We start from the raw sequence: 23,218 nt of genomic DNA, 5'->3' as shown, positions 1-23,218 counted from the left end.
TTTAATGGCTTTTGCCAATCCTGGAGAGCGTACATTGCGTTGGCGGAGGAGCGCCTGTCCGCCTTTGCGTTGCCTGTGGGCGACAGGCAAAGAACCAATCGTCCCGCCCCGTCCATCAGTTCGATGTCGCCTCGCAGCGGAAAACAACAGGCGCTCCGTCGCCAGTCCGCGCGCCATGTTATTCCGTTCCCTTTGACGTGGCGGCCTGACCTTGTGGCTCCGATAACGTCTCGATATGGAACGGCCTTCTGACGCCAGCCGAGAACCGCTCCGATGCTTCAAGCGCCAGCCTGACGCGATCGAGGGGCGGGAGATGGCTCGTCACGGACAGGACGCCGAGGGCAATGTCCTCCCCGCAACCGCACGCGGCAAAGCCATCTATTGGCTCACCGACCTGGTAGTCATCGTAAACATAAAACAGCCGCCCCTCGTAGCCGACAAGGAATGTGCCGGCGGTCTCTTCCCCGTTATTGGCCTTGGCGAACCCACCGTCACGCAGACACACTCTCACGGCGTCAACGAAAGACGTCACCATATATTTGTAGACATCATCGGATGGGTGACGCAGCGGCGGGTTTAGCTTGTGCGCCAGCAACTGCCCCATGCGAAAGCTGGTGGTGAAGCCCATCAGAAAATCACCATTGCGGAAAACCTTGCGGTCCTTCCGTTGCGTCATCCTGTATCCGCCAACCCCGGCGCTATCGCCCCCAATATAGACGTTCCCGTCGTACTCTATGCCGACAATGCAAGTCATGATTTAACACCCTAAAATATAACTGGAACCTGGCGCGCCGGTTATCTCAGGCACGCCTTGACTCAACCGGTGACACGCCCCACCGGCGACCCTTGTACGAAGAGATATACAGTCCATTTGCGCGCCGCCGCCCGCGCTGCTTTAAAGGTTGGCCGCATGTCGCCACACAATACTGGACGACATGACAGCCTTGCCGGGTCGATTAAGCGTCGCAATACAGTCGGTAAGGCCGCGCCTGTTCTTCAACGGTCATGGCGACCGTCCACCAGGACGCACGGCGTGGCATAAAGCCGGTCATTGTGGCCGCAGTCGGGCGGGCCCGCCGGCTCATGTCTTGCTTCTCATAGTCGCCGCCAGCGTTCGGCGCCTGCATCTCTTCGCGCCAGCCGGCGCCGCGCCAACGGATCTCACCATGATGGGCAGGTGGATCGCGGTCGCCAACCTTGCATGGCGCGGCCTGCCTGGTGATGGACAGCCCCCTGGGGCGCCGGGCTCACTTCGCGTGAATGCGGCGCACGCTTCAATGAGCGATATTGGGCGGCTCACCCGGCGCCCGGTTTACCCGCGCCAAATAGTGTCGCAAGGCGCAGGCGGGTTCGGTCTGGCAGCAGCGCGAGGCACAGGATGGCGCTGGCCAGTAAAAAGCATATGGCGTTGGTGAGAATGATAGGCCACTCGCCACGCAGCACGCCGAAACAGGTCCATAACGCGAAGCCCACCACGGTAATGGCATACATGCGGCGCGAAATCGCCGAAGCGTCCCCCGTACTGGCAATCTTCCATACTTGCGGCGTGAAGCTGATCACCGAGCATAGCGACGCCGCATATCCGACCGCCAGTGTGGCATCCATTGGCTTTTGCTCCTGCGCCAGCTGCTGTTAACGGCCCTGGGACGCCTTACACATTGGCGCCCAAGTCGCTCACCGACCAATCCGGGCGTGTCAGCGCCACGCCACGCTTCAATCAAGGCCCCGCCGATGCAAACGGCCCCGCGAGCGGCGCAACGCCTGGGCCTCGCGGGCTGAGCACGACAGGAGAGGTCACGCTCATCGGCTTCTGGCGACATTCATTGACCTCTGCGTCCGGCCCCGTGGCCTAGACAAAGGGCGCGCCGCCGGTGACGGCGATGACCGCGCCGGAGACGTAGCTCGACATGGGTTCGGCTAGCATCACATAGGCAGATGCGAGCTCCACCGGCTGCGCCGGCCGGCCCATGGGGTAATTGGCGCCGAACGCGGTGACATCCTCGATTGACAACGTGGCGGGTATCAGGGGCGTCCACACTGGACCGGGCGCCACGGCGTTGACCCGCACTCCCTTGTCGGCCAGCAGCTGCGCCAGACCTGCCGTAAAGTTAAGAATGGCGCCCTTGGTGGTGGCGTAGGTTAATAGCGATGGGTTTGGCCTGTCGGCATTGATCGATGTGGTGTTGATGATGACGCCGCCGGCTGTCATCTGCGCGACAACGGCCTTCGACAAATAGAACATGGCGTGGATATTGGTGTCGAAGGTGGCCCGCCATGCGTCATCCGTGATGTCATCGAGCGAGGCATATTGCGCCTGCCAGGCGGCGTTATTGACCAGAATGTCAATCGGACCCAGCGCCGACGCCGCCTCGGCGACGATGGCGCGACAATGGTCGGCCGCAGAGATATCGCCTGGCAGCAACACACAGCGCCGGCCTGCCTCCTCAATCAGCTGGGCCGTTGCGCGGGCGTCATCGTGTTCATCGAGGTAGGACAGGCCGATGTCCGCCCCTTCACGCGCGAAAGCGATGGCCACAGCCCGGCCGACGCCGCTATCGCCACCGGTGATCAGCGCCCGCATCCCTTCGAGACGGCCGGCGCCTCGCCAGCTGGACTCACCATGATCTGCGGGCGGATCGAGCGCGCCAATGCGGCCTGGCGCGACCTGCTGTTGTTTGGGAAAAGGCGGCCTGGGGTAAGGGGGCATGGTTCATCCTTCCGCGATGGTGTTCGCCATCAAAGGCCAACAACCCGCGACGCTTCCGTAACGCGTCGTTCTGCTGTCGCGACAAACTGTTGGTATTTCCGGAGAACACGTGGCGGCGCCGCACTGTTCCCGAATGCTACGGACAATATTCGGGCGACGTCGGATTGTTATGCTCTCTCCAGCAGGCCCCGCGATCATCATCCACGGACCGTCCTTGTGTAATCCCTGGCGGACATTTGCCATGATCGCTCAGACAAGCCTCATAATCACACAATTTGTATGTGCTTTACGCCTTGCAGCAGCTCTGAACGCAGCGGGAAGCGGCTGGGTTCCAGCGAATCTTTTTAAAAGTGGTTGGAACTGTTCTGTCGGCCAACCACTTGATCTTCCATACAAGGCAAACTGGAGGGATCAAGATGCGCATTCCAATGCTTGCGTTCATGCTGGTAGCGACCCCCGTGGCGGCGTTCGCCCAGCAACAACCGGCGAACCCGAAGCCAGATACGCCAGCGGTGCAAACGCGCGAGACGCCGGCCCCGGCACAGCCGGCGAAGGGCGCCAACAGCTTTACTGAAGAGCAGGCCCGCAGCCGCTTTACCGAGGCTGGCTTCACCAATGTCACCGGCCTGTCCAAGGACAAGGATGGGATCTGGCGTGGCAAAGGCATGAAGAATGGCGCGGAGCATGCCATTGCGCTCGATTATCAAGGTCATGTCTTCCCGAAGTGATGCGCGCACCTGACGACTGAACTTGACGAATTGCGCTTTTACGGAAGGACACATCCATGACAACGCTCACTGCACTTTTCGACACCCATGCCGAAGCGGCCAACGCGGCTGACCGGCTGGAGCAGCTTGGCGTACCACGCTCAGACATGTCGCTGGTCGCCAATAACGCCGACAATTGGTACGACGGCGAGCAGACACGGGACCCCAGTGACGCGGCCGAAGGCGCAGCAACGGGCGCCGGGCTCGGCGCGGCGCTTGGCGGCGCCGGCGGCCTGTTGGCCGGTCTGGGGCTGATGGCCATCCCTGGCGTTGGTCCGGTTGTCGCTGCAGGCTGGCTGGCGGCGACCGCCGCAGGCGTGGCAGGCGGCGCGGCGGCCGGCGCAGCGGCTGGCGGCTTGGTTGGCGCCATGGTCGGCGAAGGCGTGCCGGAGCGCGACGCCAACCTTTACGCGGAAGGCGTGCGCCGTGGCGGGACCTTGCTGTCAGCCCGCGTTGCGCCGGAGCTTGTTGACCAGGCGCAGGCGGTGCTCAATGACACGCGCCAGGTCGATCTGGCGCGACGCGAGGCCGCCTATCGTGAGAGCGGTTGGGATCGCTTCGACCCGGATGCGCCATCCTACACGCCAGAGCAGGTCCGTGACGAACGGGGCCGTTATCTCTGAGCCTCCTGCTCTGAGCCCACGCGCACGCGCACGCGCCAGCAAACGATCAAGGCCGGGCAATGTCCCGGCCTTTTTCTGTTTCATGCGGCGCGTCCGCTGTCATTCAGCGCCGCGACATCGTCCGATAACTCCGAGGGACGTCGGGATGATGCGAAGCGCAACGGACCCGCTGGCCTGCAACGGCCTGGTTGTTTCTCGGGCCGCCTCTAATGCGACGACGCCGCCAGGCCAATGGCCGGCGGCGTCTGTTCACTCGCATGTCTTATGTATGCGCCACGCCTTTTGTTCAGACGCTGCAGCGACCAGCGCCGGGGCGTCTCCACGACCCCAATCGCGGCGTCGCGTCACCTGAGCGCTACACTTCGCCCAGGTGTCGCCCATGTGTCGCCCATAGGCCGTCCATGTGTCGGCCAGGCGTCAGCGCGCCACTTGCAGCTGACGGCGCCCCCCACGAGACAGCCCCCTGGCGCGGGCGAGGTTTTCGAGTAACTGGCGGTGTAACATGGGCATGGGGCCCGCCTTGCGCCTCGCTCGCGCCTCTGCTGGCGAGATTTCCAGCGGCAGGGGCGCGGAACTGGAAGAGGACATGGGCGGAAACTGAGGGGGTGGTTCGCGCAGCATGGTCAACTCCCTGAAATGGTTTGTGAAGGCTTAACAGCTGAGCTTTCCGCAGAGTTCCAAAACACGTTATAATATTGTTGTTAAAGGCAGGACGCGCCACGGCGTGAACAGGTCAGCCGACCGCGCGCAGCGGCTGGCGCCATGCGGCGATGCCCGGCTACCTCCCGAATGCGACAACCTCGAACCTGGCGTATCTGGAGCACGCAACCTGCAGTCGGCGCGCGGCGAAGTAGGCCTGCATACGCGCCTGGGCCTGGGCGGGGCGCTGCGCCGCGTCGGCGAACGCCACCAGATGATGCAGAATGACGATGCGCCCGGCCGGCGTCAGCGCCGCCTCCAGTCGCTGGTTCAGGCGCGCCAGGGCGTGCACGTCCAGGTAATAGGCCAGCTCCGACACGACGATAAGATCATACGCAGGTCGCGGCAGCGGCGCGGGCGCTTCAATCTGGAAGAAGCGCGGACGGCGCCGGCCATAAGGGCGGGCGGCGGCCAGGCGCAACGCAGTCGGCGAGGCGTCAACCGCGTCGAGCCTCAGGCACTGTCGCGCCAGCGCCTGGGTGGTGACGCCATTGGCGCAGCCGAGCTCAAGGGCCCGGCCATACAGCCTGTCGCCGCAGGCATGCAGGAGGATGCGGCGCTTGAAGGCTTCGAAGCGCGCGCTCTCATAGCGCCACGGATCCGGATCGCTGCGGAACTTTCGCTCAAAGCCTTGTGCGTCAATCGCTTTCATGAGCAAACCAGTAGGTCTCGGTGGACTGGCACAGGCGCGCGATGGTTTCCGACGTCAGGCGGAAACCACCTGGGTCGTCGTCGATCAGGTCGGTGGTCTGCGATGTGTGGGCGGCCACTGCGGCGCGTTTGAGCGCTACAAAGGCCGCGATGTCGCATGTGATCAATGTCGCCTCGCCCGCATGGGGGAAGTCTTCGGCGGCCCCCAGCTCATCCAGCCAGATCGCGTATTCGAGCACATCGGGGCGCGCGCCGCTCCGCCTGATCGCCTCTGTCGCAAGACGCCAGCTATCCCGGTGATCCCGATGCGGGTCGCGGCGCCAGGGCAGAAGCGCAAGGTCGGGCTGGAAGGCGTTGATGCAGGCTGTCAGGCGCTCCACCGCCTCCGTCCATGCTGGCGCTCCTTCAGCCGGCATGTCGGCGTCGCGCAGGTCGAGGAACAAGCGCGGCCCGACGCCTGCGCCCAATGCCGCAAGCGCGGCGAGGGCCTCCTGTTTGCGCTGCGTGGCGAGGCGCGCCCGAGGCCAGGTCTGCGAGCCTCGATGGGACGCGCCGCCGTCGGTGACGAACACCGTGCAAACCTCGCCCCGCGCAGCGATTGTTCTGGCAATCAGGCCGCCGCAGCCCAGGGAGTCATCATCTGGGTGCGGCGCAATCACCAGCAGCCGCCGGACCTTATCCAATTGGGGCACGCTCATCATTCAGGCTCCCTCTCCTGCCCCGGCGACCAGGCGCGCGTCGCCACGGCGCGTCCGCACTGGGCGAGCGCCCGGTCGGGAGCGGGCTGGCGCAAATAGGTCCGCAAGTCGCGGGCCAGCCGTTCCAGCGGATGCGCTTGCATCAGGCCCGCGGCGCCCACGCCGCGCTCGGCCAGTTCAAGCACCTCAAGCGCCGCATTTTCCACCGCCATGCGTGTGGCGTTCGCGATCGCCTCAAGTTCGGCGCCGGCGTTGGCGGACGCAGGTTCCGCGCAAGCCCTTCGCCAGGCGTCGGCAGCGCGGCGTAACCACAGACAGCCGGTTTCCACGAGGATGGCGGTGCGGGCGAGACGGTGTTGCTGGTAAGGATCGTCGCAACGGTCGGTCTGACACAGGTGGTCGACCAGTGCGTCGTGCACCGCTCGCATGCCCCCCACATGCGCCGCGGCGAAGCGGATCGCGCCGCCGCTAAACCAGGGCTGCGCAATATAATCGTCTGGCTGGCCGACCATGTCCTGCGGGCGCAGCTTAACCCCGGCAAAATCAACCACATGACTGCCCGACAGACGCATGCCCTGAGGCCGCCACCAGTTGCGGTCAACTGGGCGGCCATTCAGCGGGACAAGCAGCATACGCCGCCCCTGATCGGTCTCGGCGGTGACCAGCGCCACATCGACGCCATCTGCGCCCGACGCGAAGGTCTTGCGGCCGCTCAGGACGGGCTCGCCCGTCGGCCCAGGCTGCAGGCGCAATGGATCAACAGGGTCATCAGTGTTCCAGACGCCGAACACAAGGCCCGCATCCACCTGCTGGCGCGCCAGCGCCCATTGCCCCGCCGCGCCAAACCGCTTGATCAGCCACAGGGCGTTGACGTGCCCCTCATAGATACGCGCCACGGCCAGATCGCCCCACGCAATGTCTGCGAGCAGGACCAGCAAGCGACCGATCGCATCGGGCGCCAGTGGCGGCTGGCGGAGCAATCCCGCCTGCCTCAGCACCGCGATTCCAGCGTCGGGAAACTGCCGGCCGCCCGCGTGCAACTCAGCATCGCAGGCCATGGCGGCGCGCAACAACTCGGGCAGCGCAGGTTCAGACGGCTGGTTCAACGCTCGCTCCTTCAAGGCTTGCGATCATCGCCTGAAGCCGGGCGATGGCCGCCTCGACAGGCTCGGTTTCGACAGGGTCGACGGGTGCGGGCGCAAACCGCGCCACCAGGGCGTGGCTGTTGGCGCCCAGCGCGATCAGCCGCGTCACATCCTGAGGATCGCATTGGGCTTCGGCCGCGCGGCGCGCCTGCTCGCCGGGGGCGCAGCTGGTCAGCGAGCGCACGAGGGCGCGTCGACGCAGGCGCAGCAGCAATTGCTCGGGCGCCTCCACCAGCAGCGGCTCGCCACGCTGCTCCGCCTCGACCCAGCTGCGCAGACAGGCGGCCATGCCGCCAGGGGCGCGCCCGTCCAGACGCGCGGAAGCGACGACCCGGACATCAGGCGCGTGGCGCAGCACCGCGCCGCGCCTTTGCAGGGCCGCGATAAGGGCAATGTCCTCGCGAACGGGCAGCGGCGGGCAGCCGCCTACCCGCGCCAGCCACTCGGCCCGCACGGCGAGGCTGGCGCCGGTGTGATCGCGATGGCGCGGAAAGGGATCGTCGGGGTTGGGGTCAACCAGCTGCGCGAGGCGATCGGCGAGGCGGTCATAGGTTTTGCGCAGGCGCGCACGACGCAGGAAGTCGGGGCCCAGCGCCGCCTCTTCCTCAACATCGCCAATGATCTCACCGCCGACTGCATCGGCGCCCGCTGCGATCGCCGCAAGATTAGCCGCAACCCAATGGGGCTCGGGCCGGGTATCCGCATCGGTCAACAGGATGACGCCGGTACGTGGATCAGGGACCATCTGCAGCGCCAGATCGCAGGCCATGCGCCGCGCCATGCCCACATGGGCGAGCGGCGGCGGAAACTGGACGATGACTGGCGTAAGCTGCAACGCAGGATAAAGCGCCTGCGCGGCGCGCACGACGCCCTCTGAGCCGTCGTCCGAATTATTGATCACCAGAGCCACCGGCAGCCGCCGCCCCGGCTGCAGCCAGCTTTGCGCCGCCAGCGCCGCCAGCCATTGCGGCAGACGCCCCGCCTCATTGCGGGCTGGCGCCGCCACCGCAGGGTGCAACGATTCAAGGCAGCCCGTATATCCGCCTTGCTCAGGCAGGGCGCGGCTCGCAGCCATGTCAGGACCGGCAAGAGGGGTGGCATGCATTGTCATCGTCAGCACAATGCAATTCGCCATGCACATGTTCCGTATCGCAGCCTGTCGGACGATCGCTTCAACATGCGAAAACCCCGCCCTGCGGCGGGGGCGGGGTTTCCTGGAGGCGTTCATCTGGGGAATGAACGCTGGCTTTAAACCTTCAGCGGGCCTTTTGTTCCCGGGCCTGCGCGCCGGGGCGAGCAAAGAAACGGGCGCGCATTATAGCCCTGGCCGCAGCACCACCTTGATGCAGCCGTCCTCCTTGTCGCGGAATTTCTGGTAGAGATCCGGGCCGTCCTCGAGGCGGGCCTGATGCGTGATGACGAAGGATGGGTCGATGTCGCCGTTCTCAATGTGCTGCATCAGGCGCGGCAGGTAGGTGAGCACGGGTGTCTGGGCCATGCGGAACGTCAGGCCCCGGTTCATGGCGGAGCCAAAGGGTATCTTGTCGAGATAGCCGCCATAGACGCCGACGATCGACACCGTGCCGAAGTTCCTCGTGCAATGGATGGCCTGGCGCAGCACATGCGGTCGGTCGGTCGCAAGGAACGCGGCGTTCTTGATACGGTCGACCATGGAATCGAGGCTCGCCCAGGCGTCGGCCTCTCCGCCCACAGCGTCAATGGACGCATCGACGCCGCGCCCGTCCGTCATCTGCTGGATCCGGTCAAAAACGTCCTCGTCCATGAAGTCGATGGTGCTCGCTCCTGCGGCGCGGGCCATCTCAAGGCGCTCCGCAGGCGTATCGATGGCGATGACGCGCTCCGCGCCAAGCAAAAAGGCGCTGCGGATGGCCATCTGGCCCACAGGGCCGCAGCCGAACACGGCAATGGTGTCGCCGCGCTGGATGTTGCAGAAATCCGCAGCCATGTAGCCGGTAGGCAGAATGTCGGACAGAAACAGCGCCTGCTCGTCGCTCATGCTGTCTGGGACCTTCACTGCCCCAATGTCAGCAAAGGGCACGCGCAGATATTCGGCCTGCCCGCCCGAATAGCCGCCGGTGAGATGGGAGTAACCGTAGAACCCGCCGCACCCATGGCCCCAGAGTTTCGCGGCGCGATCGCGCTTGGGATTGGAGCGCTCGCAGGCCGAATACCAACCGCGCGCGCAATAAAAGCAGTCGCCGCAGGCAATGTTAAATGGCACGACGACGCGGTCTCCGGGGCGCAGATCGCCAGCGTCGGGCCCCACCTCCACTACCTCGCCCATGGTCTCATGGCCCAGAATATCGCCAGAGCGCATGTCAGGGATCTGGCCGTCATAAAGATGCAGGTCAGACCCACAGATGGCGCAGGCGGTCACCCTGATAATCGCGTCGCGACCGTGCTGGATGGACGGGTCGGGCACGCTCTCACAACGTATGTCGCCCTTGCCGCGCCAGGTCAGTGCTCTCATGGGTGATCTCCCGTCTCGCCGCCGCTGGCGTCGCCAGCGTAACGGCCGCGCCTTGCGCAATGTTCGATGGGAACGCTAAAACACGAGGAGCGCGGTTTGTTCCTGGAATGCGTAGATATGTGGCGTCGTCGTCAAGACGAGGGCTGGCGAAACCCTATGGCGCGCGCATGAAAAATGGCGCCCCCGTGGAACGCCATTTTCGGAAGCAGAAATTTAACTGGCCCGCCACAGCTGCACACAACCGGACGCCGCCGCATGCGCCGCGCATTGCGATCAGGCTGCAGACGATGCAGCTTTATTGATGCCGGCTTCGGCGATCTGGCTCAACAGTTCGTCGGTGTCTGCTTCCTCACGCAACGTTTCATCGAGCAACACCCGCGCCCGGTCATTGCCAAGTTCCTGGGCCCAGCGCCGCAGCGTGCCATAGCGGGTGATCTCATAATGCTCCACGGCCTGGGCGGCGGAAATGAGGCCAGCGTCCAGCGCGCGTGAATTCTTGTATTCCTCCATGATTTCTTCCGCTTCATCAATGATGCCGTCGATGGCCGGGCAGGTTTTACCCCTGGGGCTCTTGTCGATGGTCTCAAACACCTGCTGCAGGCGCTCAATCTGGTCCTGGGTCTGCTGCTTGTGGGTGTCGAAGGCCTTCTGCAATTGCGGCGAGGTCGCCGCACGCTTCATTCTGGGCAAGGCGCGTAAAATCTGACGCTCGGCGTAATAGATATCGCGAAGGGTGTCATGAAACAGATCATCAAGCGTACGTTCTTTCATTGTTGTTCTCCCTGAATGACGAAACGTCCTTGCGGACGCATGGATGACAGTGGGCGCCGCATTGCGGCTATGCGGGCCCTCCGGACGGCGGCGTCGCCGATCGGCCGCATCGCAAGGCGACGTGGGGAACGGATGGCGCTGGCGGCGCGTTGCTCCAACACCCCGTTCACCTCAGGAGACCAGGCGCCATGACGACGCAAAACCGGTCGCAAGAACCTAAAAGTAATCCTGGCAAGCGCATCGACACCGAACAGACCGATGAAGCTGGCGTCGCGCCGCCAAAGGGCCGCCCGGATCAGCAGGAATTCACTGACAACACGCCACGGCGCAGGCCAGGGCAGCGCACGCCGCTGACGCCCGACGAGCCAGAGAAGGAAGCAAGGTAAGGCCGCACATCGGTTATGCTGCGATCCCGCCGTTGCGGAAGGGCTAAATCGCCTCAGTTCTGAAGGGTGGCCAGGCTGTGCCGCCCCCTTCCCGACCGGCCCCGGCGGCCAGCTGGTGATACAGGCCAACTCCGCGCCTGTCGTCTGGCGCGCTGGCGCTGCCCCTCGCAACCAACACGGTTCTCGTTGTTGTTCCCACTCCTTTTCGGGTTCACCATCATAAATCGCGATACGGCCTGGTGGCCTGGACAGTTGAAATTCATGCGCCACGCCGTGTTCCTGCCTGTTTGACGATGTCATCTGTAAGTATTCGGCAAATCTGGCCGCCTATGCTCGGGGCGTTCTCGAAAGCGTCGCAGCAACCCTTAGGCAGGCACAGGCTCATCAGCGTATCGGGTCATCGCCCCGCGGCGACGCGCGGGCCGATTGCATATCGTTGCAGAGGCGACTGCCTCCTGTGGCTCAGGCCATGGCGTGCCTGAGCATGGTGCGCGCGCGGCTGACCCGGCTCTTGATCGTGCCAATGTCGCAGTCAAGCATGTGCGCCGCGGCGATGTAGCTCTCGCCCTTGACGCCAACCAGCACGATGGCGTCCCGGTAATGCGGCGGCATGTCGTCAAGCCGGCGCAGCAGCTCGGTGCGGCGCATGCACCATTCCTGATCAGGCGCCGAGGTCGGGACAGACGACACGCAGCTTTGTGACCCCGTGGATTCGCGACGCTGTTTGCGCCGGTTATTCAGGAAAGCGTTGCGCATGATTTTGCGTAACCACGCGCGTCGATAGCCGCCGGGCGTGTAATGGCGTTCGTTTTCGATCGCCCGCAACAGCGTTTGCTGGACCAAATCGTCAGCCTCTGCGTTATTGCCGCACAGTTTGCGCGAAAAGGCGCGCAAATCATTGATGTAGATGAGGAGTTCCTGAGACATCTGGAGCCCCATTCTTGACGTTGCAGCCGGACAGGGCCGGCCCAGACAGAGAAGATCAGTTCGACCAGTTCGCAGGGCGGCGGGCATGGGAGGACCGAGCGCGAAAGGCACGGCGTCCGTCATCTGCACCGATGAGCATGCCTTAAGGCCTGGGCGCCCGCTGGCGTCCCGCGTCCGCCGTGGGATCTGAAGCTGCGCCATGCACATCCGTGCGTCGGCGGCGCAACGGCATGCGGCGTCCTGCAGCACAGCAACCACTGCTGGCGCAACAGGAGACAGACCAACAGCCGGGCGAGCAGGCGCCGCATGAACAGACATGGCAGGGATCCGGCAGCGCATCCGTCTAGCGGGGCGAACTCGCCTTAAGCGCTCATATGGTTAAGTCGTCGCTCTCTCTGATCGTTCCGCAGCGTCAGGCATTTTTTGCGCCGGGCCGATGGCCGGACACGCAACGCATGACTGGACGGGCAACGGCCCGCCAGCGCGTGCCCGCGCCGCGCCCCACGCGGCCGGTCACCGCCTGAAACCGTCGGAACCATTGCCTGACCTTGGCTATTGACCTGAGGAAGCATCGCCACCGTCAACGGGAGACCAGCTTGAACGCCACCGTCCCTGCCCCACGCGCCTTGCCGCCACGTCGCCACACGTCACTGCGCGGCAAGACTGTGGTCGTTACAGGCGCATCGGCGGGCGTCGGACGCGCCGCCGCCCTCGCCTTCGCGATAGCAGGCGCCCGGGTCGCCCTGCTGGCGCGCGACGCGAGCGGCCTGCGCGCGGCGCAGGAAGACATTCATCGTCAGGCGCCGTCCGCTGCCGGGCAAACATGCGTGATCGCGCTCGACATGGCTGACGCCGGCGCAGTTGAAGCCGCCGCCGACACGGTCGAGCAGCAACTTGGTCCCATCGACATCTGGGTCAACAACGCCATGGTGACCGTATTCGCGCCAGCCTCCTCACTGACGCCCGCCGAAGTTCACCGGGTCACCCAGGTGACGTATCACGGTTACGTCCATGGGGTGCTGGCTGCTCTCGCCCGCATGCGACGGCGCAATACGGGGGTCATCGTCCAGGTGGGGTCGGCGCTGGCCTATCGCGGCATCCCGCTACAGGCCGCCTATTGCGGCGCCAAACATGCGGTGCGCGGCTTTACCGACGCCGTGCGAACCGAATTGCGCCATGACAACAGCAATATCCGGATCAGCACTGTGCATCTGCCCGCCGTGAACACGACGCAGTTCGACTGGGCGCGCAGCCATCTAGAGGCGGCGCCACGGCCGGTCGCGCCGGTCTATCGTCCGGAAGCTGCGGCGCGCGCCATCCTCCACGCGGCGCTCAATCCGCGGGCTGAATACTGGCTCGGCGCGCGGACGGCCCTCACCGTGCTGGGGGATATGGTTGCGCCGTCACTTGTCGATCGCATCCTCGCCAATCAGGTGGTTGAGGGCCAGAAGGATCGGGGGCGTACCCGTGATCGCAAGGTCGACAATCTTTACGCAGCCGAACAGGGCCTGCACGCCACCCACGGCGCCTTTGGCGACGAGGTGCAGCCCGACCCTGGGCTTTATCCGGCGCGTGCGCTGAGGATCGCCGCGCTGGCGGGGATCTGCGTGCTGGCGGGCCTTGGCGGCGCCGCCCTGGCTGGCGGCCTGCGCCGACGCGCCGGGTCCTGAGCATGGCGCGATCGATCAGCGACTACGCGCTCATTGGCGACGGGCAAACGGCGGCGCTGCTGTCCTCAGCCGGCGCCATTGCGTGGCTGTGCTGGCCACGCTTCGATTCCGGCGCATGCTTTGCCGCGCTGCTTGGCGACGAACGGCACGGCCACTGGACGCTTGCTCCGGCAGTTACGCCTTCCAGGACGACGCGCCGTTATCAGCCAGACACCCTTGTGCTGGAAAGCGCGTTTGAAACAGGCGAGGGCGCGGTCAGGCTTATCGATTTCATGCCGGTGCGGGATGAGGCTGGCTCTTCGCAGATCATACGCATCGTTGAGGGCGTTCGTGGCGCCGTAACCATGCGGATGCGGCTTGCGCCCCGGTTTGACTATGGTCGCCTCCAGCCATGGATATCAGCGGTCAGTGATGACGTCGACGAGGCGTTTGGCGTGCGGGCCGTCGCCGGGCCGCACGCGGTTTTTCTCGCAGCGCCGTGCGCTGTCGCCGTGGACGATGGCGTCATCTCGGCTGAGTTCACCGTGGCGGCTGGCGAACGGCTGGCTTTCGCTTTGGCCTATCAGCCTTCGCATCTGCCGCCGCCAGGCGCCAGCGACCCGCTGGAGGCGCTGCGCCGCACCCAGACGCACTGGCGGCGTTGGGCGGCGAAGGCCAGCTACGAGGGGCCGTGGAAGGACGCTGTCATCCGCTCGCTGATCACCGTGAAGGCGCTCACCTACCAGCCGACAGGCGGCATCGTCGCCGCGCCGACAACGTCAATCCCTGAGGAGCCAGGCGGCTCGCGCAATTGGGATTATCGCTATTGCTGGCTGCGCGACACCGGCTTCATCCTCAATTCCCTGCTCGGCGCGGGCTATCGCAGTGAGGCGTGCGCGTGGTGCGACTGGCTGCTGCGCGCTGTCGCGGGCGCCGCCAGCCAGATCCAGCCGGTCTATGGCATCGGCGGCGAGCACCGCCTGCATGAGCACGAGCTACATTGGCTGCCGGGCTTCGCGGCCTCGCAGCCGGTGCGGGCCGGAAACGCCGCCTATCGCCAGTTGCAGATCGATGTGTTCGGCTTTGTCATGGATACGCTTCACGCAGCCAGCGTCGCCGGGCTTGAGTTGCATCAGGACGCCCACGCGCTCAAGCGCGATCTGCTCGAGCACCTTGCCCGGATCTGGCGCGAGCCAGATGATGGCATCTGGGAGGTGCGCAACGGTCCCCGGCATTTCGTCCACTCCAAACTGATGGCATGGGTGGCCTTCGACCGGGCGGTCAAAATGGCGCGTGCGGGCGACGGCCCTGGCCCGGCCGCCCGCTGGGCGGCGTTACGGGATGAGGTGCGGCGCGACATCCTCGCCAATGGCTTCGATGCAGAGCGCGGCGTCTTCGTGCAATCCTATGGCGATACAGTCCTCGACGCATCATTGCTGCTCATCCCGATCATGGGGTTTCTGCCTGCTGACGATCCGCGCGTCGTCGCCACCACCGCCGCGATCGACAGGGAGCTGTCGCGCGACGGCCTGATCCTGCGCTATCTGAGCGATGAGGACAGCGACGGGCTGCCGACCAGCCACGGCGGCTTCCTCGCCTGCAGCTTCTGGCTGGTCGACAATCTTGTATTGCAAGGACGACTGGACGAAGCGCGTGACCGCCTCACGCGGCTGGTCAACATCTGCAATGACGTCGGCCTGCTCGCCGAGCAGTATAATTTGCGCACCAGTGAGATGACGGGGAACTTTCCGCAGGCGTTCTCGCATTTCGCGCTGATTGACAGCGCTTTCAACTTCGCTGCGGCGGCTGCAGCGGCGCAGAAAGTAGAGATAACCGACCACGCATAGGCGCCGCCTTGCCCGGTGCGTCTGCACTCAGGCGTCGCCTGCCTGCGTCGGCGTTTTGGCGCAGGCGCAAGCTGGAACCGCGCCATTGTCCCAGCCGTTGTCATGATGCAACAGGAGACCAGCCGTGCATCGCGACCCTGAGCCGCCTATCCGCCCCGATGGCTTGCAGATGGAGGAGCACAGCGCCTTTCAGCGGCGGTTCTGGCTGGCTGAGCGGGTGGCGTGGCTCGGCTTTGTGCTGATTGTTGGTCTGGCGTTTGCGGGCGCAACCGGGGCCGGCGGCCCGCTGTCGACGGCCGTATCTGAGGTCGGAGGCGCGCGCCTCGATGCGCCGCGGATCATGCGCGCTGATCGCGCCGGCCAGATCCGGGTGACGCTTCCTGCCGGCGCCGCATCGATCGCGTTGCTGCCAGGCTTTGGCGACATCTTCCGCCTTGAAGACGTTCGACCCCGCCCCGCCGACTGGCGCGGCGGCGCGCGTGATGTGCTCGATTACGGAACAGGCCCCGTCACCGCTGTGCTGCACGTCCGCGCCCTCGGGCCGGCGGCGCGACAGCTGCCGATCGCGCTGAACGGCCAGACGGCCACGGCGTCAGTGATCATCCTGCCCTAGAGGTCACCATGGATACTGTGCTGCGCGGACTCACCGTCTACATTGTGCTTCTTCTGATCTTGCGCCTGTCCGGACGACGCAGCCTGTCGCAAATGACAGCGTTCGATTTTGTGCTGCTGTTGATCATTGCAGAGACAACGCAACAGGCGTTGCTCGGCGACGATTTCTCGGTGACCAACGCCGTTATCCTGATCGTCACATTGTTCCTCGTCGATGTGTTGTTCAACATCGCCAAACGGCGCGCCGGCCTGATCTCCCTGCTCATTGACGGCGCCCCAACAGTGTTGATGAGCAGGGGGGCCTTGCGCCACGACGCCCTGCGCCGCTCGCGCGTGACCGTAGAGGAAATCCTCAAATCAGCGCGCGAACAGCATGGGCTTGAACGCCTGTCCCAGATCCGCGCCGCCGTGCTGGAGACCGACGGCAAGGTCAGCATCATCCCGAAACCGGCCGGCGACGATAGCGACGGCTGACTGGCAGTGGCGCCACCCTGCCGCGGCCCGGCTGGTGCGCGCTAATTGGCCCAGCGGCCTTCGTATTTAAACTTTGGCGCGTTGGTGATCGCCTCCTTGGCGGCGTCCATCTTCGCCGTCCACGTCTTGCTGTCCTCGGCGAATGTGAGCGTCACGGCTTCCGGATTGACGATGACATAATTCTCGCCGATGCCAAGAAAGCCGCCAACCGAGACGATGTAGCCCACGAGCTTTCCGCCGGAGACGGCGACGTCCTGGATTTCGCCGATCGTGTCGCCGCTGTGGTTGCGGATCTCGACCCCTTCCAGCTTGTCGGCCAGAACCATGTCGTCACCCGCCGTCACGAAAGTCTCTGCCGTCGCGGCCTGACTTGCGCCCATACGTCCCGGCGGCGTGGCGTTTGGGCCGGTCGTGCTGCGGGCGCCGGCCTCTGACCCGGCCTGACCGCCAGGCACCGCCCGGCCGCGCTCCGACGTGCCCGATGCCTCCGGATAGGGTTTTGCAGCGCCTGGCGCGGGCGTGCCAGGGGCGGTTGATTGAGCCACAGATGCTGTCGTCCCGGACAGCAACGCGGCGCTCGCGAGCGCGATCAAGGTTTTCCGCATGAGAATATCCTCCGTCTTTCAGGCAATGCCATGTGATGGCGCTCCAACACCTCAGCCAGGCGGACGTTCCCATCTGTGTTGTGCTTGCGGCGTGATTTGTTTGCCCTGCAGCCAATGCCCCCGAGACAACGGCCCGCCCACGGGTGGACAATTGGCGACGACATTGCTCAAGCCTGCGGACGGGCGCGGGGCCCGCGCGAACGCCTTGATGCACCGGCCTCCGCCCGGCTAGCCCCCTGTCGTCAATCGGTCGCGCCCGGCGCAGCAGCGGGGCTCAGCAAGTCCGCAATGGCGCGGTCGAGCGCCTGAATGGCGAATGCATTCGCCTCAGGTTGCGGAGACAACAAATCCTTGGCGCTGATGAGAATTCCTGCCCAGGCGAAGTCGCTCAGCGCCTCCACCTTTTCCCGCCTTTGCCGAAATGATCGAAGCGCCTGCAATCCAGCCTCAAGCCGTCTCGGGTCGCTGCCAGAATCCGGGGCCGCATGCTTCTGTAGTTCGGCAATCAACAACGCCGCTGTGTGCTTGGGCATTAGCACGCTCCGCCGCTTTTCGAAACAATGGCCCAATTTTTCTATAAAACAGACCACGAGGTAAAGACCTGGAGCGTCTTGATGCGACGAACGCCTCTCAAATTGCAGCACATCTTAACGGGCGCTCTGACGTTCGAGGCATGATGTGGCGTGAGGCCCTCTCCCGTCGCCGGACCGGAACCATCTCCCTCTTGCGGACATTGACCCTGGAGGAGATTGCTGATGCCCGACGCGTACTGTGCGCCGGCGCCGCCGCCGCAACAGCTCTTCACCGCATGGACTGTCGATGGCTTCGCCATTGGCGGCTGCGTGCTGCTGGCGATCGCCTTCATGGCGCGCGGCAAGGCGGTGGGCGACAGGCGGGCGCTTGGGTGGGCCCTGGCCCTGCTGCTGTTGCTGTTCATGTCGCCGCTATGCGCGCTGACCACGGCGCTGTTTTCCGCGCGCGTCACTCACCACATCCTGCTCGTCGCCATCGTCGCGCCGTTGCTGGCGCTGGCGTTTCCGGCGCGCGATGCGACGCGGCCGGCAGCTCCCCTGGCGGGACTGGCGCTGGCCCATGGCGTCGTCATCTGGTTCTGGCATGCGCCGCTTATCTACCAGTGGGCCATTGTCGGGCCGGCCCCCTATTGGCTGATGCAACTCAGCCTCGCTGGCAGCGGCTATCTGCTGTGGCGCCGCATCCTTGCGGACGAGACCGGCGTCGGCGCTGGCGTGCTGGCCATCTTCGCCACCTTTGTCCAGATGGGCATGCTTGGCGCCTTGCTCACCTTTGCGCCTGAGCCGCTTTACGCGCCGCATTTCGGCGTCACCCACGCCTATGGTCTGTCGCCGCTGATGGACCAGCAACTGGCGGGACTGATCATGTGGTCACCCGCTGCCCTGCCCTATCTGGTCCTGGCTGGCGTCAAGCTGTATCGCGGCCTCGGCGCCGTGCGGGGGGCGCTGGCCTGATGCTCTGGCTCAAGCTCCTCCACTTCAGCGCCGTCGCCATCTGGGCGGCCGGCCTGCTGTGCCTGCCTGGCCTATACCGCGCCCGCTCCCGTCACCATGGCGCGGCGCTGCGGCGGATGAACACCGTGGCGCGGTTTATCTATGTGGTGGTGATTTCGCCGGCGGCGTTCCTCGGCATTGGCTCGGGCGTGGCGCTGATTTTCCTGCGGCAGACCCACGCGCCCTGGCTCACGCTGAAGCTGGCGCTGGTCGGCGGCATGGTGACGGCGCATGTGGTCACCGGCCTGGTCATTGTCCGCCATTTCGAAACCGGCGGCGTCTATCCGGCCTGGCGGTTCATCGCCGTGAGCTGCGTCACCCTAGCCCTGATCTGCGGCGTGATCGTGCTGGCGCTGGCCAAGCCCGATCCCACCGCATTGTTGCCGACGACGCTGTTTGAACCTGGCGGCCTCGGCCGCCTCGCCGATCGTTTGATGAATGACCTCAATCATTCCCGGAAATGACGAGGCCAATGCCATGATCAAACACCAGCTTGCCGCCATGCCAGCCCGCTATGCCCGCGAACATACTGGCCAGCGCCGACAGAAACAGGCCCTGCGGCAGCACCGCCGCTGGATCGACGAGCCGCAGCAGCCAGTTGGCGCCGATGATGGCGATGAGCATCACCGCCGCCACCCCATGGGTCCAGCTGGCGACGCGCCGGCGAATGCCTCTGACCAGCAACAATTCCGCCGTGCCCACCAGCCCTGCCGCTACGCCGCTGACAAAGGCCGCCCCGCACGCCCACAGCGCGGCGCGCCGCCAGAACGCATCGCCCGACCACCACAACAGCAGGTCGCAGCCCAGCGTGGCGATGACGAAGGCAATGGGAAAATGCACGCTCATGGCGTGCAGCGGATGGCCGGCCACCGCCACCGCCGAAGCGACAGGCCCGGCGCCCGTCTCCTCCGGCGTTGGTCTGTCCCGCTCACGCAAACTGCTCATGGCGCGCCTCCTTCTCAGCAAACAAGCCGCCGCACGACGCCATGGTTCCGTCTGTGCGCCATGACGCCAGTCGCTCTGGGGGCAGCGGGATGCAGCGGCCCCCTGTCAGCGCTGGATCCGGAAGGGCCTTCGGCGCGCGGCGCGGCCACCCTGTGGTGGATCATGCTGGGCGGCGCCGGCGTCATCTTCGCCCTGACCAGCGCCGTGCTGATCCTCGGCCTGATGCGGCCTGGCCTGCTGCGCCTGCTTGGGCCGGAGCGGCTGATGCTGTGGGGCGGCCTCATCATCCCCTCCTTTATCCTCGGCGGATTGCTGACAGCGGCCTTGCTGCTCGGGGAGCGGCTGCTGCCACGCGACGACGCCAGCGCCCTGCGCGTCGCGGTCACGGCGCGCCAGTGGGGCTGGGAATTCCATTATCCGGCGCAGGCGACGACCGCTTACGGTCGCCTGCTGATCCCTGCCGGACGGGACGTCAGCTTCAGCGTCACCAGCGCCGATGTCATCCATGGTTTCTGGGTCCCGCGGCTGGGCGGCAAAATCGACGCTATCCCCGGCCAGACCAACAGATTGCGGCTACGCGCCGACCGGCCCGGCGTCTATGGCGGCGTTTGCGCCGAATATTGCGGCGCAGGCCACCCGCAGATGGGGTTTGTGGTCGAGGCGCTGCCCCCTGCGGAATTCGACGCCCGCATGCAGACCCTTGCAACGCCGCGGACCGCGACCCGCACGGATCAGACCATGCCCCTGTCCGCCGCCAGCCCGCCGGAGGCTACGCCATGACGGATCACACGCCGTCGACGCGGCCTCATCCGGCAAACCCGGGCGCGGTGCGCCTGCACCGGCAATTGTCGGAGATTTGGGCGACGCCGTCTGGCTGGGCGCGGCTGTCGGCGGTCAACCACACGGTGCTGGGCCAGCGCTTCATCCTCGCCGCGCTGGTGTTTTTTGGCGTCGGCGGCCTGCTGGCGATGCTGATCCGGGTGCAGATCGCCACCTCAGCCACAGCCTTTGTGGGGCCAGAGGTCTACGCGCAGCTATTCACCATGCATGGCACGGTGATGATGTTTCTGTTCGCGATCCCGATGTTTGAGGGCTTCGCGATGTATTTGTTGCCGAAGCTGCTCGGCGCGCGCGATCTGGCGTTTCCGCGCCTGTCTGCTTACGGGTTCTGGTGCTATTGCTTTGGCGGCGCCATCTTGATCGGCGCATTGATCGCAGGCGTTGCGCCGGACAGCGGCTGGTTCATGTATACGCCGCTGTCGTCCGCAGCCTATTCCCCCGGCGTCAACGCGGACGTCTGGCTGCTTGGCGTCACCTTTGTCGAGATTTCCGCCGTGACGGCGGCGATCGAGATCATTGTCAGCATCCTGAAAGTCCGCGCCCCCGGCATGTCGCTGGAGCGGATGCCGATCATGGCCTGGTATCTGCTGGTCACGGCGTTCATGATGCTGTTCGGCTTTCCGCCGCTGATCCTCGCCTCGATCCTGCTCGAACTGGAACGGGCCTTCGACCTGCCGTTCTTTGACCCGGCGCGCGGCGGCTCGGCGCTGTTGTGGCAACATCTGTTCTGGCTGTTTGGCCACCCCGAGGTCTACATCATCTTCCTGCCCGCCGCCGGCGCCATTTCGATGATCGCGCCGACCTTCGCCCGGCATGAGCTGGTGGGTTACCGCGCCATCGTCATCGCCATCGTCGCCATGGCCTTCCTGTCGTTTGGCCTGTGGGCGCACCACATGTTCACCGTGGGCATCCCGCATCTGGCACTCGCGTTTTTCTCCGCCGCCTCGGGGTTGGTGGCCATCCCCACCGCCGTACAGATTTTCGCCTGGATCGCTACCCTCGCTCAGGGCCGGCCGCGCCATAGCGTGCCGATGCTGTATCTCGGCGGCTTCTTCTTCATCTTCGTGCTGGGCGGCCTCACTGGCGTCATGCTGGCCATGGTCCCGTTTAACTGGCAGGCGCATGACACGCATTTTGTCGTGGCGCATCTGCACTATGTGCTGGTGGGCGGCTTTGTCTTTCCCATGATGGCGGCCGCCTATTACTGGCTGCCCCACTTCACCGGCCGGCTATCGGAGCAGCGGCTTGCAGTGACGGCATTCTGGCTGATCTTCGCAGGCTTTAACGTCACCTTCTTCGCCATGCATCTGACCGGCCTGCTCGGCATGCCGCGTCGCGTCGCCATCTATCCCGGGTCGGCAGGCTGGGACTGGCTGAACCTGGTCTCCTCCAGCGGCGCCTTCGTCATGACGCTGGGCTTCGCCCTGTTCGTCATCGACATCGTCGTTCAGGTGCGCTTCGGCGTGCGGTTCCGGCGCAATCCATGGCAGGCGCGCACGCTGGAATGGGCGATGCCGACCCCGCCCGCCGCCTATGGCTTCGCCTCGCTGCCGACAATAACCGACCGCGCCGACAGAATTGACGTGGACGCCATGGCCGCCCACCTCGCCTCAGGGGCAGGCTTTCTTGGCTTCACCCGCAACGGCTGGATGGAGACGCTGGGCGTCCACCCGCTCACTGGCGCAGCCGAACAGGTCGTGGTGCTGCCTGCCCGCAGCTACAAACCGCTGTTCAGCGCTCTGGCCACCTGCGCTTTCGTGCTGTGCCTGCTGTTCAAGCTCTACGCGCTGGCGCTTGTGGCGCTGGCGGTCACGGTGGCGAGCCTGCTGTCGTGGACAGCTGGCATGGGCGCGCGCCGTGACCACGGCCCATTGCCGCTGGGCAATGGCGCGCAGGCGCCGCCGCATTTTGAAAGCCAGCATCCCCCGTCACGCATGGCGGTCGCCCTCACCTGCGCCGCCGACGCCACGTTGTTCACCTCGCTTCTGTTTGGCGTGCTGTTCCTGTGGCTCACGGCGCCGAACTGGCCGCCGCCTGTCGTTGCGTCGCCAGGCTGGACGCCAGCCGCCATCGCCGCCGCCGCCCTTGTCGCCGCCGCGCTGCTGGGCCGTATCGCCGTGCGGCGTCTGGCGCGCAGCACTGATCCGGCGGCATATCTGGCGGGCGCCGCGCTGGCTCAGTTCGTCGGCGCGGCGGCGTTCGCCTGGCTGGCGCACGCTGTCCCTGAGCCGACAGCCCACGCCCGCCAGGCCTGCCTGCTGGCGTTGTTTGCCGGCGGCGGCGTGCGTTGTTGCATCGGCCTGCTGTTCGCCGGCTATGGCCTGTGGCGACACATTGCCGGCTATCTGTCGGCGCGCCGCAGCGCCGATCTCACCTTGGGCCGAATCTGGCATGACCATGTAGCTGTGACCGGCGTCATCGCGCTGGCGACGGCGATGGGCGTGGCCTGGCTGGCGGGAGGCGCGCCATGAGCGCCCGCGCCCTGCTGCCCGTGGCTGGCTTTGCCATCTGGGCCTCAGCCTTCACCAGCCTGTACGCCATGCTGTCGGTGGGCTGCGCGGCGGGCTGGGAGCAGACGGCCCTGCCCGGCGGCGTCAGCCTGCAACGGGCGCAGCTGATCGCGCTGGCGCTGCTGCACGCCGCCCTGCTCATCGGCCTTATCTTCTGGCTGCGGCGCCACAGGTTGGCTGGCTTTGTCGAGGCGATATCGTTCTGGCTCGCCGTGCTGGCGCTGGCGGCGCTTCTCGCCAATTTCGGCTGGGTGCTGGCGCTGTCGCCCTGCACGTGAACGTCACGGCGCGCCCCTCGGCCCATCTGCAGCAGGCTGGCGCGTGATCCTTACGCAACGACCCGGC

General features: G+C 65.5%; 25 protein-coding genes. 12 read left to right on the top strand and 13 right to left on the bottom strand.

Going from position 1 to position 23,218, the window contains the following annotated elements; genetic code table 11:
- Window positions 1-178 precede the first annotated feature (178 nt).
- From AC6A67_RS12790 to AC6A67_RS12780, 3 genes are all read right to left on the bottom strand, one after another.
- Entirely contained in the window at window positions 179-676 is a 498-nt protein-coding gene (locus tag AC6A67_RS12790) for a hypothetical protein (protein WP_498036937.1), read from the bottom strand.
- A 620-nt stretch (window positions 677-1,296) separates the two neighbouring features.
- Complete coding sequence (locus tag AC6A67_RS12785; RefSeq protein WP_498036936.1) at window positions 1,297-1,605, bottom strand: SemiSWEET family sugar transporter; 309 nt, start codon at window positions 1,603-1,605, stop codon at window positions 1,297-1,299.
- Window positions 1,606-1,849: 244 nt separating this feature from the next.
- A complete protein-coding gene (locus AC6A67_RS12780) occupies window positions 1,850-2,707 on the bottom strand; it encodes an SDR family oxidoreductase (protein WP_498036935.1) in 858 nt (285 codons plus the stop codon).
- Window positions 2,708-3,087: 380 nt separating this feature from the next.
- Here AC6A67_RS12780 and AC6A67_RS12775 point away from each other — a divergent pair, with 380 nt between their 5' ends.
- On the top strand, window positions 3,088-3,435 hold the full coding sequence (locus AC6A67_RS12775; RefSeq protein WP_498036934.1) for a PepSY domain-containing protein: 348 nt from the start codon (window positions 3,088-3,090) through the stop codon (window positions 3,433-3,435).
- 56 nt (window positions 3,436-3,491) lie between these two features.
- The gene (locus AC6A67_RS12770; RefSeq protein WP_498036933.1) at window positions 3,492-4,097 is read left to right on the top strand and encodes a hypothetical protein; all 606 of its coding nucleotides are present in this window, start codon (window positions 3,492-3,494) and stop codon (window positions 4,095-4,097) included.
- A 778-nt stretch (window positions 4,098-4,875) separates the two neighbouring features.
- On the opposite strand, the gene AC6A67_RS12765 is transcribed toward AC6A67_RS12770, so the two are convergent.
- From AC6A67_RS12765 to AC6A67_RS12740, 6 genes are all read right to left on the bottom strand, one after another.
- Entirely contained in the window at window positions 4,876-5,448 is a 573-nt protein-coding gene (locus AC6A67_RS12765; protein ID WP_498036932.1) for a class I SAM-dependent methyltransferase, read from the bottom strand.
- A complete protein-coding gene (locus tag AC6A67_RS12760; protein ID WP_498036931.1) occupies window positions 5,435-6,148 on the bottom strand; it encodes a PIG-L deacetylase family protein in 714 nt (237 codons plus the stop codon). Before AC6A67_RS12760 ends, AC6A67_RS12765 begins: the two co-directional genes overlap by 14 nt.
- The gene (locus AC6A67_RS12755; RefSeq protein WP_498036930.1) at window positions 6,145-7,251 is read right to left on the bottom strand and encodes an acyl-CoA dehydrogenase family protein; all 1,107 of its coding nucleotides are present in this window, start codon (window positions 7,249-7,251) and stop codon (window positions 6,145-6,147) included. The genes AC6A67_RS12760 and AC6A67_RS12755 overlap by 4 nt, the downstream gene beginning before the upstream one ends.
- The gene (locus AC6A67_RS12750; RefSeq protein WP_498036929.1) at window positions 7,235-8,395 is read right to left on the bottom strand and encodes a glycosyltransferase family 2 protein; all 1,161 of its coding nucleotides are present in this window, start codon (window positions 8,393-8,395) and stop codon (window positions 7,235-7,237) included. The genes AC6A67_RS12755 and AC6A67_RS12750 overlap by 17 nt, the downstream gene beginning before the upstream one ends.
- Window positions 8,396-8,605: 210 nt before the next feature.
- On the bottom strand, window positions 8,606-9,781 hold the full coding sequence (locus tag AC6A67_RS12745; protein WP_498036928.1) for a zinc-dependent alcohol dehydrogenase: 1,176 nt from the start codon (window positions 9,779-9,781) through the stop codon (window positions 8,606-8,608).
- Between the two features lie 273 nt (window positions 9,782-10,054).
- A complete protein-coding gene (locus tag AC6A67_RS12740) occupies window positions 10,055-10,552 on the bottom strand; it encodes a YciE/YciF ferroxidase family protein (RefSeq protein ID WP_498036927.1) in 498 nt (165 codons plus the stop codon).
- A 188-nt stretch (window positions 10,553-10,740) separates the two neighbouring features.
- On the opposite strand from AC6A67_RS12740, the gene AC6A67_RS12735 reads away from it, so the two are divergent.
- The gene (locus tag AC6A67_RS12735) at window positions 10,741-10,938 is read left to right on the top strand and encodes a hypothetical protein (RefSeq protein ID WP_498036926.1); all 198 of its coding nucleotides are present in this window, start codon (window positions 10,741-10,743) and stop codon (window positions 10,936-10,938) included.
- Between the two features lie 462 nt (window positions 10,939-11,400).
- Here AC6A67_RS12735 and AC6A67_RS12730 read toward each other — a convergent pair whose 3' ends face one another.
- Window positions 11,401-11,988 (bottom strand): sigma-70 family RNA polymerase sigma factor, encoded by a 588-nt coding sequence (locus AC6A67_RS12730; protein WP_498036925.1) that lies wholly within the window; start codon window positions 11,986-11,988, stop codon window positions 11,401-11,403.
- A 473-nt stretch (window positions 11,989-12,461) separates the two neighbouring features.
- Between AC6A67_RS12730 and AC6A67_RS12725 the strand changes: the two genes are divergently transcribed.
- The 4 genes from AC6A67_RS12725 (at window position 12,462) to AC6A67_RS12710 (ending at window position 16,447) form a co-directional block, all read left to right on the top strand.
- Window positions 12,462-13,535 carry an SDR family oxidoreductase gene (locus AC6A67_RS12725; RefSeq protein WP_498036924.1) on the top strand — a complete coding sequence of 358 codons (1,074 nt, stop codon included), beginning with the start codon at window positions 12,462-12,464 and terminating at the stop codon, window positions 13,533-13,535.
- A gap of 2 nt (window positions 13,536-13,537) precedes the next feature.
- A complete protein-coding gene (locus AC6A67_RS12720; protein ID WP_498036923.1) occupies window positions 13,538-15,361 on the top strand; it encodes a glycoside hydrolase family 15 protein in 1,824 nt (607 codons plus the stop codon).
- A 124-nt stretch (window positions 15,362-15,485) separates the two neighbouring features.
- Window positions 15,486-15,974, top strand: coding sequence for a hypothetical protein (locus AC6A67_RS12715; protein WP_498036922.1), 489 nt, complete (start codon window positions 15,486-15,488; stop codon window positions 15,972-15,974).
- 8 nt (window positions 15,975-15,982) lie between these two features.
- The gene (locus tag AC6A67_RS12710; protein WP_498036921.1) at window positions 15,983-16,447 is read left to right on the top strand and encodes a DUF421 domain-containing protein; all 465 of its coding nucleotides are present in this window, start codon (window positions 15,983-15,985) and stop codon (window positions 16,445-16,447) included.
- 41 nt (window positions 16,448-16,488) lie between these two features.
- On the opposite strand, the gene AC6A67_RS12705 is transcribed toward AC6A67_RS12710, so the two are convergent.
- Both AC6A67_RS12705 and AC6A67_RS12700 read right to left on the bottom strand, forming a co-directional pair.
- On the bottom strand, window positions 16,489-16,791 hold the full coding sequence (locus AC6A67_RS12705; protein WP_498036920.1) for a PRC-barrel domain-containing protein: 303 nt from the start codon (window positions 16,789-16,791) through the stop codon (window positions 16,489-16,491).
- A 503-nt stretch (window positions 16,792-17,294) separates the two neighbouring features.
- Window positions 17,295-17,585 (bottom strand): hypothetical protein, encoded by a 291-nt coding sequence (locus AC6A67_RS12700; protein ID WP_498036919.1) that lies wholly within the window; start codon window positions 17,583-17,585, stop codon window positions 17,295-17,297.
- A 222-nt stretch (window positions 17,586-17,807) separates the two neighbouring features.
- Here AC6A67_RS12700 and AC6A67_RS12695 point away from each other — a divergent pair, with 222 nt between their 5' ends.
- Complete coding sequence (locus tag AC6A67_RS12695) at window positions 17,808-18,539, top strand: cytochrome c oxidase assembly protein (protein WP_498036918.1); 732 nt, start codon at window positions 17,808-17,810, stop codon at window positions 18,537-18,539.
- Window positions 18,539-19,042 (top strand): CopD family protein, encoded by a 504-nt coding sequence (locus tag AC6A67_RS12690; RefSeq protein ID WP_498036917.1) that lies wholly within the window; start codon window positions 18,539-18,541, stop codon window positions 19,040-19,042. The genes AC6A67_RS12695 and AC6A67_RS12690 overlap by 1 nt, the downstream gene beginning before the upstream one ends.
- On the opposite strand, the gene AC6A67_RS12685 is transcribed toward AC6A67_RS12690, so the two are convergent.
- Window positions 19,023-19,523, bottom strand: coding sequence for a DUF2231 domain-containing protein (locus tag AC6A67_RS12685; protein WP_498036916.1), 501 nt, complete (start codon window positions 19,521-19,523; stop codon window positions 19,023-19,025). The genes AC6A67_RS12690 and AC6A67_RS12685 overlap by 20 nt on opposite strands.
- A 60-nt stretch (window positions 19,524-19,583) precedes the next feature.
- On the opposite strand from AC6A67_RS12685, the gene coxB reads away from it, so the two are divergent.
- From coxB to AC6A67_RS12670, 3 genes are read left to right on the top strand one after another with little or no spacing between them, the layout of a single operon-like run.
- Complete coding sequence (gene coxB / locus AC6A67_RS12680) at window positions 19,584-20,303, top strand: cytochrome c oxidase subunit II (RefSeq protein WP_498036915.1); 720 nt, start codon at window positions 19,584-19,586, stop codon at window positions 20,301-20,303.
- Window positions 20,300-22,834 carry a cytochrome c oxidase subunit I gene (gene ctaD, locus AC6A67_RS12675; RefSeq protein WP_498036914.1) on the top strand — a complete coding sequence of 845 codons (2,535 nt, stop codon included), beginning with the start codon at window positions 20,300-20,302 and terminating at the stop codon, window positions 22,832-22,834. The genes coxB and ctaD overlap by 4 nt, the downstream gene beginning before the upstream one ends.
- Window positions 22,831-23,151, top strand: a complete 321-nt coding sequence (locus AC6A67_RS12670) for a hypothetical protein (protein WP_498036913.1) — start codon at window positions 22,831-22,833, stop codon at window positions 23,149-23,151. The genes ctaD and AC6A67_RS12670 overlap by 4 nt, the downstream gene beginning before the upstream one ends.
- Window positions 23,152-23,218 lie beyond the last annotated feature (67 nt).

This window comes from Camelimonas sp. FR25 (assembly GCF_059740505.1).
The sequence above is the reverse complement of the archived record's forward strand: the minus strand, read 5'-3'. Positions and strand labels throughout refer to the sequence as shown.

What these genes read in the sequence shown, in the direction of transcription:
- AC6A67_RS12790 (WP_498036937.1), bottom strand. Translation starts at nt 676, where the DNA reads ATGACGCAACGGAAGGACCGCAAGGTTTTCCGCAATGGTGATTTTCTG.
- AC6A67_RS12785 (WP_498036936.1), bottom strand. Translation starts at nt 1,605, where the DNA reads ATGGATGCCACACTGGCGGTCGGATATGCGGCGTCGCTATGCTCGGTG.
- AC6A67_RS12780 (WP_498036935.1), bottom strand. Translation starts at nt 2,707, where the DNA reads ATGCCCCCTTACCCCAGGCCGCCTTTTCCCAAACAACAGCAGGTCGCG.
- AC6A67_RS12770 (WP_498036933.1), top strand. Translation starts at nt 3,492, where the DNA reads ATGACAACGCTCACTGCACTTTTCGACACCCATGCCGAAGCGGCCAAC.
- AC6A67_RS12765 (WP_498036932.1), bottom strand. Translation starts at nt 5,448, where the DNA reads ATGAAAGCGATTGACGCACAAGGCTTTGAGCGAAAGTTCCGCAGCGAT.
- AC6A67_RS12760 (WP_498036931.1), bottom strand. Translation starts at nt 6,148, where the DNA reads ATGATGAGCGTGCCCCAATTGGATAAGGTCCGGCGGCTGCTGGTGATT.
- AC6A67_RS12750 (WP_498036929.1), bottom strand. Translation starts at nt 8,395, where the DNA reads ATGCATGCCACCCCTCTTGCCGGTCCTGACATGGCTGCGAGCCGCGCC.
- AC6A67_RS12745 (WP_498036928.1), bottom strand. Translation starts at nt 9,781, where the DNA reads ATGAGAGCACTGACCTGGCGCGGCAAGGGCGACATACGTTGTGAGAGC.
- AC6A67_RS12740 (WP_498036927.1), bottom strand. Translation starts at nt 10,552, where the DNA reads ATGAAAGAACGTACGCTTGATGATCTGTTTCATGACACCCTTCGCGAT.
- AC6A67_RS12735 (WP_498036926.1), top strand. Translation starts at nt 10,741, where the DNA reads ATGACGACGCAAAACCGGTCGCAAGAACCTAAAAGTAATCCTGGCAAG.
- AC6A67_RS12730 (WP_498036925.1), bottom strand. Translation starts at nt 11,988, where the DNA reads ATGACGGACGCCGTGCCTTTCGCGCTCGGTCCTCCCATGCCCGCCGCC.
- AC6A67_RS12720 (WP_498036923.1), top strand. Translation starts at nt 13,538, where the DNA reads ATGGCGCGATCGATCAGCGACTACGCGCTCATTGGCGACGGGCAAACG.
- AC6A67_RS12710 (WP_498036921.1), top strand. Translation starts at nt 15,983, where the DNA reads ATGGATACTGTGCTGCGCGGACTCACCGTCTACATTGTGCTTCTTCTG.
- AC6A67_RS12700 (WP_498036919.1), bottom strand. Translation starts at nt 17,585, where the DNA reads ATGCCCAAGCACACAGCGGCGTTGTTGATTGCCGAACTACAGAAGCAT.
- AC6A67_RS12695 (WP_498036918.1), top strand. Translation starts at nt 17,808, where the DNA reads ATGCCCGACGCGTACTGTGCGCCGGCGCCGCCGCCGCAACAGCTCTTC.
- AC6A67_RS12690 (WP_498036917.1), top strand. Translation starts at nt 18,539, where the DNA reads ATGCTCTGGCTCAAGCTCCTCCACTTCAGCGCCGTCGCCATCTGGGCG.
- AC6A67_RS12685 (WP_498036916.1), bottom strand. Translation starts at nt 19,523, where the DNA reads ATGAGCAGTTTGCGTGAGCGGGACAGACCAACGCCGGAGGAGACGGGC.
- coxB (WP_498036915.1), top strand. Translation starts at nt 19,584, where the DNA reads ATGACGCCAGTCGCTCTGGGGGCAGCGGGATGCAGCGGCCCCCTGTCA.
- ctaD (WP_498036914.1), top strand. Translation starts at nt 20,300, where the DNA reads ATGACGGATCACACGCCGTCGACGCGGCCTCATCCGGCAAACCCGGGC.
- AC6A67_RS12670 (WP_498036913.1), top strand. Translation starts at nt 22,831, where the DNA reads ATGAGCGCCCGCGCCCTGCTGCCCGTGGCTGGCTTTGCCATCTGGGCC.